Below are 13,904 nucleotides of genomic sequence, written 5' to 3' on the forward strand. Positions count from 1 at the left end.
CGGGGCAAAAAAGGGAAGGCCCCGAACCGATAATTATTTTTTAAGAGCACCGAAACCAAAATAGGGGAGTACCTACCAAAAGAAGAGCGACCATCATATTCAAAAAATGCCGAAACCAATAAATTTGAACGGCATTTACGCTAACGGTTGGGCTATGATTTCGTTGCGGCGATTTCCGTAGGAAATTGTCGGTTAGAAATCGGGCCCTGTTAATGGTTTATGGGTTTCAATTTAGCGAATATGCAGCAATGAATTATAGCCGGTGTTAGGCACTGGCTTTTATTTTTCAACTTGTCGTAAAATAGTTTATTAGCAATTCATTTCCATTCCGCCATTTTATCCATCCTGATTTTAGAGGTGTATTACTGTCAGTATAGTCCTCATCGCAATAATCGGGTGTCATTATTTCAATCCAATCGTCTTTCATTCTCTTTACAATAAAGCAATCTGTTCCTTCATATTTTATTTCTGCTGAATTTTCACTTGGTCCTATCCTTATTTTTTGGGGATTGCTTTTTAATCTTTCAATTCCAAACATGCGCATTAGATAGGTTTCCCAAGTACTAAACAAGGTCAGTTCAGATTTTTTTAACCACATTGATTTTCCTGTCTCGTTGTCAACTATTATCTCAAAGCAATCTTCAGTTTTTGAAACACAGCGAAAAGTAAATTCATGATAATCTAGCCACAATACTTCTGGATTCAACCATTTGTGTTGTGTATTTAAATTTCGGATACTCAAACTGCTTATTGTTGAATCAAGAAAAAATTCTAGAACCTCCGTGGGTTCATTGTCCATTTCGGACTCGTAAAATTCTAGCTTGGTTTTATCGTCAAAACCGATTGATACAAGTCCAATTCCAGGATTGGTTTGAGCCTGGAATTCTATTGCGATTAACAGCAGAATAAAGAGAAATAGTAATTTCATTTTTTCAGCTTGTGCCTAACGGTCTAGTATAAGAATAGTAGCGGATTTACAAGCACTAACTTTTCGGTTAAAAACAGACCTTTTTTATATTTACTTACTTTGGTTTTAGCGATTAAACCGCTATTATTTTTATACATTGTTAGCCACTGGCTTTTTTATTCATTCTCATATTCCCAATGTAATTTGTTCCTTTACATTGTGATAAATCAAAGATGCTTTTATGCATTCTTTGAGTTCCAATTCAGGGATTTTTTGGTTTAACTGAAAAACGATTGCTCGTTTTCCCTCGTATTGAAATTTGTGGTCAAAAACTAACCTGAAAGTATCAACTAATCTACTTGTACATTGGAAATACATTGCATATTGGTCAGGTGTTTTTTCTTTCCAATCCATTCGTAAAGTACTACCGTTTTTAGTGACAAAACTGGGTTCTCCCCATTTCAAAGTTTCTTCCAAAACAGTCACTCCTTCAATTTCTTCTGCTGTTTCTATTACTAATTCCCGAAGATGTTGCAATTTATCCCGAACAAAGTCGGGATAATTCGCAAAAACTTCATTTACTCTTGGGTCTGTCTTTAAGATTAGTTTACCCATTCGTTTCTCGTTTTATACCTACATAGAAATCTACTTCCGCATCAGAAGGATTTTGTGCTTTTTCACCGAAAATTTCAAAATCGGCATTAAAGGTTCTGTCCAATTCCATCTCAAAGATTTTCGACCATTGGTTAACGACCAATCCTTGCATTAAGTCTCCTTTTGCAGTTGTCTTGGTGTATGTTCCTCCACTAAATGATTTACCAACCATTCCGTTGGGAATATTGTCCAAATTTTCAACTTTGCAACCAAGTATTGCCGTATACGGTTTTGTATGGTCGCCTTCATAGTCCGTATAAAGTGAATAGATTTTATTATCAACTTTATTAGGGATTTTTTCCAAAATACTCTCAGACATAAACTTACCCCAAAGTTCTGCAATTTCTTCGCTTGCCTGTCCGTTCTCGTTTGTTGTTCTAATCGAGATTCCAATAATGTTAAAAGATTCAATTTTTACTGTTTGCATTTTTTAAATTTTATGATTTAATGCAAAAGTAGATTGACCTTGTGCCAAAGGTGTGTCAGGGGTATCCTTGTATTTTTCAGTACATTTTTCAAGATATTCTTGCAAAGTCATTTTATGTGGTTCAAAATGACTACCTAAGATTTCTATTTTTAGGATACAATCAAGCCGAAACGCTCTAAAGTCATTTCTTAATTTACAAAAGCCGATAAGTATCCAATTGTCCTGTGTAGTGTAAAGTGCAAACGGTTCTATTTTTCTTTGACTTTGCTTGTTTTCCAATGACAGGTAATCAATTTTAATTGTTTGATAATTTGATATAGTCGATTGAAGTTGTATCAGATATTTGCTTGTTTTTTCATTCTCACGATTATTGCGTACCTGTATTCTGTTAGTCAGCAATTCCGCTTTTTCTTTTTGGGCGTAGTTTAAGACTGACTTGATTTTTGTTACAGCACTTTCGTATTGTTCGGTCAAAGATTGGTCTTTATTTTTTCTGATTAGTTGTTCTGCTGTTATTAAGGCGTTCGCTTCGCCTTGGGTAAACATAACTGGCGGAAGTTTATAACCTTCCATGATTGAATATCCTTTTCCTTCTTCCGTCACAATTGGAATTCCCGACTTCTCAAGAGTTCGGATGTCCCGATAAACCGTTCTGATACTTACATTGTGTTTTTCGGCAATATCCTTTGCAGTTACAATCCGTTTCGATTGTAATTGGGTTAGGATTGCTGTCAATCTTGCAAGTCTGGGTTTTTCTTTGTCCATTCGTTTTTTTCAGCTTGTGGCTAACAATTGTATATAGTAACAAGTTACTATATTTCTATTTTATCCGGACTAATCTAATGGATTTTTAATGTTCTTAAAGGTATTTGTCGCCACATGGGTGTATATTTCGGTAGTCTTGCTGGATCCATGGCCTAAAAGTACTTGGATCTGCCTAAGATCTGTACCTGATTCCAAAAGATGGGTCGCAAAACTGTGCCGTAATATATGTGGGGTGACCGTATTTCTTATACCAGCCTTTTCTGCTGCTTTTTTGACGATGTTCAATACACTTTCTGCGGTATATTTCGATGCCTTCCTTCCCTCGAACAAATATTCCTGAGGTTTCCATTCTTTGTAATACAGACGAAGATCATCAAGTGTTGATTTTGATAATAAAGTATACCTGTCCTTATTACCTTTGGAACCTTCGACCCTGACCAGCATTCGCGTGCTATCTATATCGTTTATCTTTAAATTCAAAAGCTCACTTCGTCTAAGGCCTGAACCATACAAAAGTTTTACAATACAACGGTGCTTAAGATTATTGGTGTTCTCGATAATCGCAATGATATCTTCCTTGGAAATGACCTTTGGCAGCTTTGACTCTTTACGGGGCCTTTCAATCTCATAAAAACGGTTGGGCATACCCAATACTACCTCGTAATAGAATTTAATGGAGTTAATTGCCTGGTTCAAATAGGAATTGGAAACCTTCTTCCGTATAAGACACTGTAAAAACGCCCTGATATCACTCTCGTCAATCGTATGTAGCTCTTTTTCCTTATAATAGTTGATGAATATTTCAAAGAAGGATACGTAGGTCTTTACCGTACTAAACGAATATCGTTTTAACTCCAATTTCAATAGATATTCCTCGGGACAAAATCGGTAATCGGGAATCGGTTTTCTATTCCTGAACCAGGCTACATCCACGGTGTAGTTTTTGGTATGTACGGGTCTATTGGTAAAAAACCGATTGTAGTTTATCCAGACGACACCTTTGAAGGTATTGAAAATGATTCCAAGATTGGCTTTGGTATTGGGTATGTAGGCCATGTTGTATTTATCGCTCCATTTAGGGTTTGGAAGACCTTTGATCAAGTTCTGAATAAGTCTATCGGGCAAAAACTTGATACCAATCATTTTACGATCGTCGATCATTAAATGGTACAGTGTTATGGATTTCATTTCGTTCATACAACAAGTTTATCGAAGTTTCGTAATTTGAGCGATATATTATATCTATAATATGCGTTTGTAAATGACTGATTCAAAAAAATGTCCGGTTTGTGGTGTTTTGGTAAAAGGTAGGTCCGATAAGAAGTTCTGCTCCAAAAAATGTAAGTCCATAGACCAATATGAGCACAGGCAGAAAACGGAGACCTTTTACCTTAAGGTCGATAGACAATTGAAGATAAACAGGAGAATTTTAAAAAAGTACAACAAATCAGGATACACCATAATTAGGCAGGGCGAATTAATAGGGGAGGGGTTCGACCCTAAGTATTTCACCCATTATTGGAAGAACAAAAAGGGCGACGTATATTTCTTTGTTTACGAATTTGGTTTTCTAAGGAAAAGCGAAAACGGAAAGGATAAATATGTCCTGGTCACATGGCAGGATTACATGGGAAGGAAATACGAACCCTAAATTTTTTCAGGAATCTTTTTCTGGACAGCAATACACCCAATTTTAGGCAGATCGTTCAAAGCGACATTACGTGGATTTCGACTATTCAATTACAGTTCCAAGAAATAGGATGTTTTGTGGCAAAAGTTTAGGCATTTTGGCAAGCTTCTTGTGGAAAATTCTATTGTTAAGCCGATGTTGTCATGCGATTATCCCGATATTTCAAATTTTTAAGACCCAACAACCCGCCCTTGGTGGAATTGGACGAACTTTATGCCAAGACCATGTTGGAACTGTCCGTTGCTACCCGATTGGATTATTGCCAAAGGTTGCTTAGCAGAAGCAAATTTGAACTCAAACAAATCCGTTGCAGGCAGAAAAGAAAACAGTTGGAAACCTTGATCAAGTCTACCCTCACGGAAATTTCTAAAATGGAAAGTACATCCAACCTACGGAGTACCACAATGGACTAGCAATTATTCCTTAATCAATTCCAATAAGGGCCGTTTTTAATAGGCCAACATGTAGGCAGTTTTAAATATTTAGATTAAGGTTTAAAATTACCCTTCTCAAGTTAATTTTTATTCTATCAATCCGCACCGTCCAACTTGGCGACATCAATAGTGAACTGCGCCACATTTCTACCTTGATCCGTACCAACGGTGGCATCAAAAGTCCAATGGATGCCTCCATATACCCTGGAAATTGCGGCTTCCTCTGCCCATGCCCGTACAATCTGTGCTTTTTCTGGAAAGATGTATGCCAGTACTTCGGATGCCGCTGCAGAGAATACACTATGCCCAGAAGTATAACTAGGGAAGTTAGGGGTCCCTGCAATGGTCCTAAAACCGGGAATCGTTTGGATAGGTCTCGGATAGTGGTAGTAATATTTAGCGTCCCAGCAACTTATGCCGGCATCCATAATCGCCATGTTCATATAGGCCATGGTGCGTGCGCTGCGTAATGGGTTCATTTTGCTTTCCACTATAAATTCATTTGCGAAGCGGTTCCAATGTCCGGGGGGCGTATAGGTGCCCAGACCATCCTGCCAAAAATTGGCAATGGCCCTGCGCTCCTCTGTCATGTTATCGGCATAATTTTTTAATATTTCAACATCATCACGATACTCTTGGGAATCAAGAGGTGGTGGAGGTATGGGACGTACACTTTCAACATCATCAATACTCCACATTTTGACTTTCCCGAACAACGGTGTCAATCCTACCGGCCTTACGGGAAGTTCAAGATTTTCCCATTGCCAACCGAATCTTTCAAAGGCGGCTGCTTTAATGGAATCCGAAACGGCCTTTGGTGCCTGGGCATTTTTCATACCGTCGTTTGCCGCTCTTTCCAAGGCTATTTCCGATACCGAATTTGCAATGATAACTCCGGCATCAATATCGCTTTGTACGTTACCTCCAGATAATAATAGACTTTCCAAATGTTCTTTTTCCATCCTCTCCAGATATGCGACCTCCAATGGGAACATTGTCGAAAGTATATTTTTTGAAACACGTGCCAATACAGCGCCATCGGAAGGGTATGAGGGAATGTCGTTGGGTTCATAAGCGTAACTTATGGATGCGTCATTTTGATAAGGTGCCGGTCTGTTGTATTGATATTTGTAATGCCATGCGGATATCAGGCCATCGAACTGCGCTACTGAAAGATAGGCAAGTGCCCTACTGGCATAAGGTGGATGTGAAAACGGAAATCCGGGAGGACCATCCGGTGTATTTGGATTAGGTAGTGTATAGGTATCATCATCGTTAGGTCCTGGAATCAGGTTGTACTTTGCAATCAGTTCCAATGCAATTTCGTTCCATCGTACCACGGCATTGTTGGTCCAGTATTCAATGGATTTACGTTGATTGTCATTGATGTTATCCATTTTGGATTTTATATCGGCTATCTCGGTCAAATAAGCGGTCGATGTGGTTGTTTCGGGAGGTGCAATATCGACAGCGGTAGCCCCATCCAATAAAACAGGAACCCAATTCCCTCCACTTTCATCATTGTTAGCGTAGGCGTAACTTTTGAACTCTGTATAGCGGGGAATGTCCTTTTCACAGGAATTGGCTAGAATCAACACCATTATTGCCCCGAAGATTATATATTTAGTTTTCATCCTCTATTTCTTTTTTGTCCTTTAAGTAGTTGAATTGATAGGTAAGCCCAAATCCTGTGTTCGCCATTTTTCCTGTGTTTCGCCCATTGACCACCCGGCTATGGTAGGCAACAAGTCCCAGACCTTTAATTGAAGGAATGTAATACTGTAAAAATGCCCCGATTCTCTCAAATTGCACTTTGTTTGTAGGTTGGGCGGCATTGTAATCCCTTACATCATCGCCACTAGTGGATTTGATGGCCGAATAGCTTAATTCTGCCCTCAACGAATAGTTTAGGAACCATTTGCCTAAAATTCCCTCATAGTTCCAGGCACTGGGAACATCCATGGTCGATGAATAATAACTGCCATTATTGTAGTAATAGTCCCGTTCAGCCTCTGTATAACCCCGCCATAGATAACCGCCCATACCGCGTACGTAAAAACCGTTGTTCCAATCATATTGTGCGATACCTCGCAGGGAAAACTCCGGTGCCCCGAAACCTAGACTATAGGGCATGTAATCGGAAAGATAGTTGGTGGCCGGGGTCGAGAATCCAACGGTTGACAATAGGCTCAATGTTCCTTTTCCCAATTGTTTTTCCAAAGCCCTATACTTTAGTGCCGCCATAAAATCCTGGAAACCATTGGCACCTTCAAACCTACCACCATTGGGTTCGGAAGATTCCGTTTTTACATAAGGTAAGCCTACATAAAGATCAAGGTCGCCAAGTATGCTGATAGCTGCCATGGGCAAGAAGGTGTTTCTATGTACCGTGGCAATGGTCTCATTACCTCTTAGATAATCCCCTTCCCAATAACGGTCGAACTGGCCCATGTCATAACTAAGTAATACACATGCATTTCTTGATGGCATCATCAATGCATCCGTAGGTGTTTGTGATAACAGATCGGAATGTGTAAAAAGGCTCAATGCCGTGAGCGTGAGTTGTAGAAAAAACCATTTTGGGTTAAAATCCATATAAAAGGATTTCTGCCAAAAACTGGTCCTAGAATTATTTTCCATATTTTTTAGTTGGTCGTTACAAGTTTAGCGATAGTAGGATTTGAGGTATAGCCCGTTAGGAAGGGCCCACAAAATTACTTCACTATTGTTGGCGAAGATAGATAGGGAATCAATTCCAAAGGATTAATGAAAAATTAAAGAAGATTAAGTAGGCTTAATATAAAGTTAATGGGGCAAGCGGAAGATTAATTTCGCCCCATAAAAGGTCATTAAGAGCTCATGTATTTTTGGATGGGCAAGTAGCCCCTACTATAATCTAAAATTTCGTTCATCGATATGGAGTATCGGACCGTGATAACTTAAGTACTCGCCGCGGCTCGGTCAAAACCTACGGTTTCCCTATAAATTTGAGGGGATACCTCCGCGTTTTTCTTAAAAAACCGACTAAAGTAATATTCGTCGTTATAACCTAGTTCAAAGGCAATTTCCTTCACCGTTTTATTAGTAGGATAAAGTTCCCTTTTCGCCTCAATGATGATGCGTTCCGATATCAAATCGGTTAAGGTCTTTTTAAAATGTGATTTCGTAAGCTTTGAAAGGGCCTTTGGTGTAATCGCCAACATATCCGCATAATCGCTCGCGGAGTGTTTTGTTCTGTAATGTGACTCTATATAGTTCTTTAGGTTCTGTAGGATAAAAGGTTCTTCTTTGCTGAGAGGGGCTTCTTCCTTTGCAGACTGTTGCTCCCTTTTAAGCCTTGATGCCGTAATCAAAAGAATTTTTAAATAGGACACCAGTAGTTCGTATTGGGCCAATGCGGACTTCTTGATTTCCTCCTTGAGTTGTTCAATGATAATTTCAAAGTTTGTGGCGGTTTTCCCATCCACTAGGACAATGGGCGTGTCATAGATATTATTGAAAAGTACCCCGTGACAGGCAATTTCTTGATGATGCTTGTGTATACAGAAAAAATCGGGATGGAACTGGACAACGATGCCCGTAAGACCCTCAGTAGATTTGAAGGAAAATGGTTGGTAGGGCGAAAAGGACAGTAACATATTCTCATGAAATTCATATTCATGAAACTCAGAGGTAAGTATACCCCTACCTTTTTGAACCCAAATCAGGGAATAATGGTTTAGTCTTTGGGTTTCCTCAAAAGGATTTTCCACTTCGAAAGGATGGATTTTAAGCGCTAAATTCCCGGATTTAGGTTCAATAAGGGTATAGATGTTCGTCGGTATCACAATTGGTTGAAGGTTTTATTATAGTTTTCTTTCGTATTCTTCGATTATTAGGTCATTGATACTAGCAAATCTTTTCCGCATAAAACCATTTTCATCAAATTCCCAAAGTTCATTTCCATATGCTCTGTACCATTGGTCGTATTTATCTTGAAATTCATACTCAAATCTAACGGCCATTCTATTTTCCTTAAAACCCCAAAGCTCTTTTTTTAGCTTATAGTGCTTTTCGGATTTCCATTTTTGGGTCAGGAATTCAACAATCTCTTTTCTTCCATTGATGAATTGTGTTCTATTTCTCCACTTGGAATCAACTGTGTACGCTTTGGAAACTTTTACTGGGTCTTTAGTATTCCAGGAATCCTCTGCCATTTGAACTTTAAGTTTTGCCGTTTCCTCGTTAAATGGTGGAAGTGGATATTTCTTCGTGATTACAATTTCAGTTGCCATTTTTCTTTAGTGTTTTGTTAAAAAAATATTATTTAATTTGCATGGCTTTGAAAGCATACATTGCATATTTCCTTTGTAATGTTGTATTTAGGATACATTCCTTTTAAATTTTGCTCTGCGTAGGATCTAACCCATCCTTTTCTTCGTTCCATAACTGTGGGATGGTCCGTTTTTTGGGCCATGAAAAATTCGCCCCCATATTCCTGTCTTCCCCAGCAATTTGGACACACAAATTCCGGAGTTATACTTTTGGGAAAGGCAGGATTTTTACTAAAAAATTCTCGTATACTTTTTAACGCTTTCATTTTAATGATTTTGGAAATGTAATGGGAAGTACACCAGGTGAATGCGTACTTCCCAAATGATTTATAATGTTTCGGCCAAGGGGAAATCTACTTGCACATTAGTTAGGTTGTGCAAATAGTTCATGGCTGTCTTATCACTTACCTGTAAAATGACGTCTACAAGATTTTCCTTCGTGTACCCTTGGGCAAAAAAGTATTCAACGGTTTCGTTATTTGCCTTACCACGGTTCAAGGTAATATCAGCGGCTAATTTCACTAGGGCATCCAATTTGGGATTGTCGTTTTTTCCCTTTCTGATGTCCAATAATTGAGCATCGTTAAAACCGTTCATCTTGCCCAACACGGTATGTGCACTTTGGCAGTAAACACATTCGTTGACCTGACTTACAACCAGGTTTACGGCTTCTTTTTCTTTGTTGCTCAAGGATGTTTTTGCGTTCTGGTAGTCCAAAAATCGTTTTAGACCATTTTCCGAATAGGCTATGGTAGCATATAGATTTGGCACAAAGCCCAGGGCTTTGTTTAGATTGTCAAAAATCGCTTGATTGATGGGAGCTACATCTTCCCGTGTTGGAACCTTAAATTCCGTTGCAGTTACATTTTCCATGTGATTATAATTAAAATTGTATGTCATTATTGACATTGCAAAGTTTGGGAAGATGGGTATTGTTTAAAATGGACGATTTTCGCCAATGAATGGATGATTTTCCCAGTTTCGTACAAAAGAAGAGTTAGTCGTTCTTTAGTTAAAATTTTAGCCCTCTATCGGTACAATAACTCCTAGATTTCTAAAGCCAGTTAAAATCAAAACGACCTTGTGTCACAAGGTCGTTTTTAATTTATGATTAATGGATAACTATGTTTCTATATAGAGGATACTTCCTTGGTTTTTTGATTCCAAACTCCGGTTCCTGCAGTTTTAAAAGCAAAGGTTTCAAAATCTATGGCAGGTCTACCGAGTACTTTCGCAACATCATTTGAAACTTCCTGGTTTTCCGGATTTCCTAAAACTTCTTTGAACAAATACCCAAAAAGCCAAACATAAGAATCGGGTAAACCGGCCTTTCGCATACCATCCTTAAATTCCTCGATAGATATGGGCACAAATTGAATCTGTTTTTTGGATGCCTCCGCCATGATGGCAACGACCTCCTTAAAGGTTCTTTTTTGGGGTCCGGTAACGGTTATGGTCTGCCCATTATAGGAATCATCTAACAACACTTTTGTAACCACATCTGCTATATCATTGACATCCACAAAAGGAATCCGTGCCTCTGGCATGGGCAAGGCAACGGTCCCGTTCAAAATAAAATCTAGAAAGGCTCCTTCACTGAAATTTTGGTTGAACCAAGATGCCCTGACCAGGGTATAATTGAGTCCGGAGTTGGCCACGATTTCTTCACAAGCTTCCGCTTCGGACTCTCCTTTACCCGAGAGTAGGACTACCTTATCCAATCCTGCTTCTAAAGCTTTTTCAGTAAGTGCTGTTATGGAATCCCTGGACCCCGGAACGGCCAGATCGGGATAGTAAACGATATACGCCCTGTCCATATCCTTTAGGGCATCATCGTAGGTCTCAGGATTTTCCCAATCAAAGGCCGGGGTCGTTTTTCTTCCCACAATCCTGACATTATGCCCAACTTGCATTAAATTTTCCGCTACGCGACGACCCGTTTTTCCAGATCCTCCAATTACTAAAATGTTCTCTGTTTTCATGTGTGTTTGTTTTAAAAATTGATATTAATTGCGTTTTAGGTGATTGAAATTTTCTTAAGTCTTTATTGATAATTTCCGATGGTTCTTTTGCTACGAACGTTGGTATGCCAGTAAACATAGGTGGTCGCTATAAACTCCAGGCCAATGAACCAAAACCCGAAGTCGCTAAAGAAATCGGCATAGGTACCTCCATAGGGCAATACGGTAAACGGCACTGTGATAAGCGCATCCAGGATTGCCGAAATACCGAAGAAAATACCCCCTGCCCATATACCGTGGAGGGTTTCACCCTTTTTATAGTACAGTTTGGAACAAAACCAAACCACGGGAATAATGATGATGGATAGCCAGATATTGCCCTGTTTTTCCGCATCCTCCAGAATGGGGAGATAAAAGGATAGGGCATATAAATTCACTCCAATTATCCAAATCAATACCCCAAAGCCAATAGTTCTAATTAGTTTCATGATCGTTCGTTTTTTGATTTATGATTTTTGATATGATTTTTATTTATTGACTATCATTCCTGTAAGCAATAAGATGAAAGAGAGCGTAGAACAAACTGTCCTGACCGCATGCCACTTGTTCCAAGGCCCTTCGAAGGTTTTTCGTAATTCTGCCAACTCCAGTTGGGTTGCTTTTTCCAGGACGGTTGTATCCAAGAGTTCATTTAGTGGCACATTTTTGAAAACCGTGACAAGACCTATTCCAACGAAGAAAAGCATGGCCGCAAGGATAAAGGACCAAAAGCTGGCCGGATGCGCGTTGCGGTGCAAGAAGGCATTGAGGATCAAAAGAATCACCGGTCCAAAAAAGACGATTAGAAAACTACGGTTGATAATGGCTCGGTTCATGGCTTGGAACGATTGTAAGAATCCGTAGTCATCCAATCTGCCAATACCCGGTGTTATGGCATTGGACCATGTGAAACATAGACCCGCCGTTAATCCAGTAAATAAGATGCCAAACAGCAATACGATGATTTTAAAGTTTACTTCCATTTTGATTTGTTTTAGGAGATGATATCCAGGTTAATAAGTCTTGATACTCGGTGGAGGTGAGTTTTATTTTCTTACCCTTGGGCATTCTTTTCTTTATATAAACTTGCGTATAAATGTCATTGGCCCAAGTATTCATGTTTTCGGGGGTGAACACACGTCTTTTGTTTCGTACGTTGTGGCACACATTACATTTGTTCTCCAATATTTGAAAAGCCGCTTTTTTTGGGTCTTTTGGAACAGCTACAACCATGGGATTTTCGTTTACACCGATGAGTGCGCCTTTATGGTTTGAACCGACCAGGAGCGTCAGAAAAGTTATGATTGCATGTTTTACGAGTGTTGTCATCAATGTATCAGGTAGTTAATTTGATGATACAAAGGTGCGTAGCGTTCAAAAGTTTTTTTTGACACTTCAAGACAACAATTTGACAGTTTACGCCAAAAGGGGAATGTTAGCTATTTTTGCGGAACTCTGTAGGAGTAAGGTCAGTCCATTTCTTAAATGCCCGATTAAATGCACTCTGCTCTGAGAAACCTGTTAAAAATGCAATTTCTCCAATGTTGTAGGCATTATCGCGTAACATTTCCTTTGCGAGATGTTCCTGGGTTTTTTTCACCAAATCACGATAGGTAACACCTGCTTCGGATAGTCTTCTGGTAAGGGTCCTGTTGCTCATGGCCGTAAGATCACTGATGTGATGAATGCTTGGGATACCAGTTGGGAGTGCATCTTTAATAAGTGCTTCAACATCCCTTACAAACTTATTGCCCGAAATCTTGATACCTTTAGTCTCCTCATCAACTTGTTTTAACAGATATGCATTAATACTGGCGTCCGCCTTGGCGGTTCTTAGATTTAGATCAGCCGTTCTATAGCTAATTGAGTATTTGGGTTGGTTAAAGTGTATTTTACACTTTAATGCTTCATTGAAGCTACTCAAATCTTTGGGAGGGTCATGTTTAAAGCATACTTCTATGGGCGACAACACTTTTTCGGACATCGCCTGTGTCACGACTACTGTAGCCGCTAAACTAGCTTCGGAGGACAGTTGCATACCTCTTCTTGTTGCATCCCTATTGAGAATTATATGGGAAATCTCCCCGCCATTCTGGACTTCCCAATTATAGGTATTGGAGAGTAACTTAAAATATCGCTCGCTTCGATCAAAAATCTCGCTCACCTTTGAACAGGTTCTCCATGATAATCCTAAGACACCATAATCATCCATTTTCATTTGCGCCCCAACCCTTATGGCAAAACCTGGCCTTAGTTTTTTATCAAGTATCTCATGAGCCCTTAAATGTTCATCAGCGGATACAAATTTTAAATCATCGGCATCCTCAATGGAAATGGGTAAATCTTCCATATCGGCCTCTGTCAAACCTTCTCCAATGGCGCAGTTAAGTATTTTTTTATAAAGGTTGACGGAGAAGTATTTCATCAGTATCGTTCAGTAACTCCTATAGATTGTCATTATTTATTTTATTTACCGATGTTATCGGCATGAATACCTACTATCTTGAAAGGCCGATGCGAGGTACTTCCGTAAATTGCCTTTTCGTCAATCTTCGGTAAACAAGTCCACATTGGGCCATGTTGTTCTGGTATCGATTTCATTATTGATGACGGATTGAACTACGTTCAATATCGTTTCATAATTGGAGCTCCGTTTGTTCATTATTACGCTGTAGTTAAAAGTATCGTTATGTCTGCTCAGAACAGAGGAAGTT

General features: G+C 39.2%; 18 protein-coding genes. 2 read left to right on the forward strand and 16 right to left on the reverse strand.

Annotated features, from left to right (window positions below):
* Nucleotides 1-286 precede the first annotated feature (286 nt).
* The 5 genes from PP181_RS17275 to xerA form a co-directional block, all read right to left on the reverse strand.
* On the reverse strand, nt 287-928 hold the full coding sequence (locus tag PP181_RS17275) for a hypothetical protein (RefSeq protein WP_272638006.1): 642 nt from the start codon (nt 926-928) through the stop codon (nt 287-289).
* 165 nt (nt 929-1,093) lie between these two features.
* On the reverse strand, nt 1,094-1,522 hold the full coding sequence (locus PP181_RS17280) for a DUF1801 domain-containing protein (RefSeq protein ID WP_272638007.1): 429 nt from the start codon (nt 1,520-1,522) through the stop codon (nt 1,094-1,096).
* Nucleotides 1,515-1,988, reverse strand: a complete 474-nt coding sequence (locus PP181_RS17285) for a GyrI-like domain-containing protein (RefSeq protein WP_272638008.1) — start codon at nt 1,986-1,988, stop codon at nt 1,515-1,517. The genes PP181_RS17280 and PP181_RS17285 overlap by 8 nt, the downstream gene beginning before the upstream one ends.
* A 3-nt stretch (nt 1,989-1,991) precedes the next feature.
* The gene (locus tag PP181_RS17290) at nt 1,992-2,753 is read right to left on the reverse strand and encodes a helix-turn-helix transcriptional regulator (RefSeq protein WP_272638009.1); all 762 of its coding nucleotides are present in this window, start codon (nt 2,751-2,753) and stop codon (nt 1,992-1,994) included.
* Between the two features lie 69 nt (nt 2,754-2,822).
* On the reverse strand, nt 2,823-3,950 hold the full coding sequence (xerA, locus tag PP181_RS17295) for a site-specific tyrosine recombinase/integron integrase (RefSeq protein WP_272638010.1): 1,128 nt from the start codon (nt 3,948-3,950) through the stop codon (nt 2,823-2,825).
* Nucleotides 3,951-4,014: 64 nt separating this feature from the next.
* On the opposite strand from xerA, the gene PP181_RS17300 reads away from it, so the two are divergent.
* Both PP181_RS17300 and PP181_RS17305 read left to right on the forward strand, forming a co-directional pair.
* Nucleotides 4,015-4,404, forward strand: coding sequence for a hypothetical protein (locus tag PP181_RS17300; RefSeq protein WP_154919682.1), 390 nt, complete (start codon nt 4,015-4,017; stop codon nt 4,402-4,404).
* Between the two features lie 182 nt (nt 4,405-4,586).
* Nucleotides 4,587-4,856, forward strand: coding sequence for a hypothetical protein (locus tag PP181_RS17305; RefSeq protein ID WP_154919680.1), 270 nt, complete (start codon nt 4,587-4,589; stop codon nt 4,854-4,856).
* Between the two features lie 116 nt (nt 4,857-4,972).
* Here PP181_RS17305 and PP181_RS17310 read toward each other — a convergent pair whose 3' ends face one another.
* The 11 genes from PP181_RS17310 to PP181_RS17360 form a co-directional block, all read right to left on the reverse strand.
* A complete protein-coding gene (locus PP181_RS17310; RefSeq protein ID WP_272638011.1) occupies nt 4,973-6,511 on the reverse strand; it encodes a phosphatase PAP2 family protein in 1,539 nt (512 codons plus the stop codon).
* Complete coding sequence (locus PP181_RS17315; RefSeq protein ID WP_272638013.1) at nt 6,501-7,517, reverse strand: transporter; 1,017 nt, start codon at nt 7,515-7,517, stop codon at nt 6,501-6,503. The genes PP181_RS17310 and PP181_RS17315 overlap by 11 nt, the downstream gene beginning before the upstream one ends.
* 299 nt (nt 7,518-7,816) lie before the next feature.
* Nucleotides 7,817-8,704 (reverse strand): helix-turn-helix domain-containing protein, encoded by an 888-nt coding sequence (locus tag PP181_RS17320; protein WP_272638014.1) that lies wholly within the window; start codon nt 8,702-8,704, stop codon nt 7,817-7,819.
* Nucleotides 8,705-8,722: 18 nt separating this feature from the next.
* Nucleotides 8,723-9,151 carry a nuclear transport factor 2 family protein gene (locus PP181_RS17325; protein WP_272638016.1) on the reverse strand — a complete coding sequence of 143 codons (429 nt, stop codon included), beginning with the start codon at nt 9,149-9,151 and terminating at the stop codon, nt 8,723-8,725.
* A gap of 32 nt (nt 9,152-9,183) precedes the next feature.
* Complete coding sequence (locus PP181_RS17330; protein ID WP_272638017.1) at nt 9,184-9,456, reverse strand: hypothetical protein; 273 nt, start codon at nt 9,454-9,456, stop codon at nt 9,184-9,186.
* A gap of 61 nt (nt 9,457-9,517) precedes the next feature.
* Entirely contained in the window at nt 9,518-10,063 is a 546-nt protein-coding gene (locus tag PP181_RS17335; protein ID WP_272638018.1) for a carboxymuconolactone decarboxylase family protein, read from the reverse strand.
* Nucleotides 10,064-10,320: 257 nt separating this feature from the next.
* On the reverse strand, nt 10,321-11,172 hold the full coding sequence (locus tag PP181_RS17340) for an NmrA family NAD(P)-binding protein (RefSeq protein WP_272638019.1): 852 nt from the start codon (nt 11,170-11,172) through the stop codon (nt 10,321-10,323).
* A 62-nt stretch (nt 11,173-11,234) separates the two neighbouring features.
* Entirely contained in the window at nt 11,235-11,639 is a 405-nt protein-coding gene (locus tag PP181_RS17345; protein ID WP_272638020.1) for a DUF5367 family protein, read from the reverse strand.
* A 39-nt stretch (nt 11,640-11,678) separates the two neighbouring features.
* Nucleotides 11,679-12,173: an anthrone oxygenase family protein gene (locus PP181_RS17350; protein ID WP_272638021.1), complete on the reverse strand. Its 495-nt coding sequence runs from the start codon at nt 12,171-12,173 to the stop codon at nt 11,679-11,681.
* Entirely contained in the window at nt 12,157-12,519 is a 363-nt protein-coding gene (locus PP181_RS17355) for a hypothetical protein (RefSeq protein WP_154919666.1), read from the reverse strand. Before PP181_RS17355 ends, PP181_RS17350 begins: the two co-directional genes overlap by 17 nt.
* Before the next feature lie 106 nt (nt 12,520-12,625).
* On the reverse strand, nt 12,626-13,615 hold the full coding sequence (locus PP181_RS17360) for an AraC family transcriptional regulator (protein WP_272638022.1): 990 nt from the start codon (nt 13,613-13,615) through the stop codon (nt 12,626-12,628).
* Between the last annotated feature and the right edge of the window lie 289 nt (nt 13,616-13,904).

The sequence above is a fragment of the Maribacter sp. PR66 genome (assembly GCF_028464205.1).
GTDB classification, from domain to species: Bacteria; Bacteroidota; Bacteroidia; order Flavobacteriales; family Flavobacteriaceae; genus Maribacter; species Maribacter flavus.

Excerpts from the sequence above, each read along its gene's own strand:
- PP181_RS17315 (WP_272638013.1), bottom strand. The coding sequence starts at position 7,517 with ATGGAAAATAATTCTAGGACCAGTTTTTGGCAGAAATCCTTTTATATG.
- PP181_RS17345 (WP_272638020.1), bottom strand. The coding sequence starts at position 11,639 with ATGAAACTAATTAGAACTATTGGCTTTGGGGTATTGATTTGGATAATT.
- PP181_RS17330 (WP_272638017.1), bottom strand. The coding sequence starts at position 9,456 with ATGAAAGCGTTAAAAAGTATACGAGAATTTTTTAGTAAAAATCCTGCC.
- PP181_RS17350 (WP_272638021.1), bottom strand. The coding sequence starts at position 12,173 with ATGGAAGTAAACTTTAAAATCATCGTATTGCTGTTTGGCATCTTATTT.
- PP181_RS17275 (WP_272638006.1), bottom strand. The coding sequence starts at position 928 with ATGAAATTACTATTTCTCTTTATTCTGCTGTTAATCGCAATAGAATTC.
- PP181_RS17335 (WP_272638018.1), bottom strand. The coding sequence starts at position 10,063 with ATGGAAAATGTAACTGCAACGGAATTTAAGGTTCCAACACGGGAAGAT.
- PP181_RS17360 (WP_272638022.1), bottom strand. The coding sequence starts at position 13,615 with ATGAAATACTTCTCCGTCAACCTTTATAAAAAAATACTTAACTGCGCC.
- PP181_RS17355 (WP_154919666.1), bottom strand. The coding sequence starts at position 12,519 with ATGACAACACTCGTAAAACATGCAATCATAACTTTTCTGACGCTCCTG.
- PP181_RS17305 (WP_154919680.1), top strand. The coding sequence starts at position 4,587 with ATGCGATTATCCCGATATTTCAAATTTTTAAGACCCAACAACCCGCCC.
- PP181_RS17310 (WP_272638011.1), bottom strand. The coding sequence starts at position 6,511 with ATGAAAACTAAATATATAATCTTCGGGGCAATAATGGTGTTGATTCTA.
- PP181_RS17300 (WP_154919682.1), top strand. The coding sequence starts at position 4,015 with ATGACTGATTCAAAAAAATGTCCGGTTTGTGGTGTTTTGGTAAAAGGT.
- PP181_RS17290 (WP_272638009.1), bottom strand. The coding sequence starts at position 2,753 with ATGGACAAAGAAAAACCCAGACTTGCAAGATTGACAGCAATCCTAACC.
- PP181_RS17340 (WP_272638019.1), bottom strand. The coding sequence starts at position 11,172 with ATGAAAACAGAGAACATTTTAGTAATTGGAGGATCTGGAAAAACGGGT.
- PP181_RS17325 (WP_272638016.1), bottom strand. The coding sequence starts at position 9,151 with ATGGCAACTGAAATTGTAATCACGAAGAAATATCCACTTCCACCATTT.
- xerA (WP_272638010.1), bottom strand. The coding sequence starts at position 3,950 with ATGAACGAAATGAAATCCATAACACTGTACCATTTAATGATCGACGAT.
- PP181_RS17280 (WP_272638007.1), bottom strand. The coding sequence starts at position 1,522 with ATGGGTAAACTAATCTTAAAGACAGACCCAAGAGTAAATGAAGTTTTT.
- PP181_RS17285 (WP_272638008.1), bottom strand. The coding sequence starts at position 1,988 with ATGCAAACAGTAAAAATTGAATCTTTTAACATTATTGGAATCTCGATT.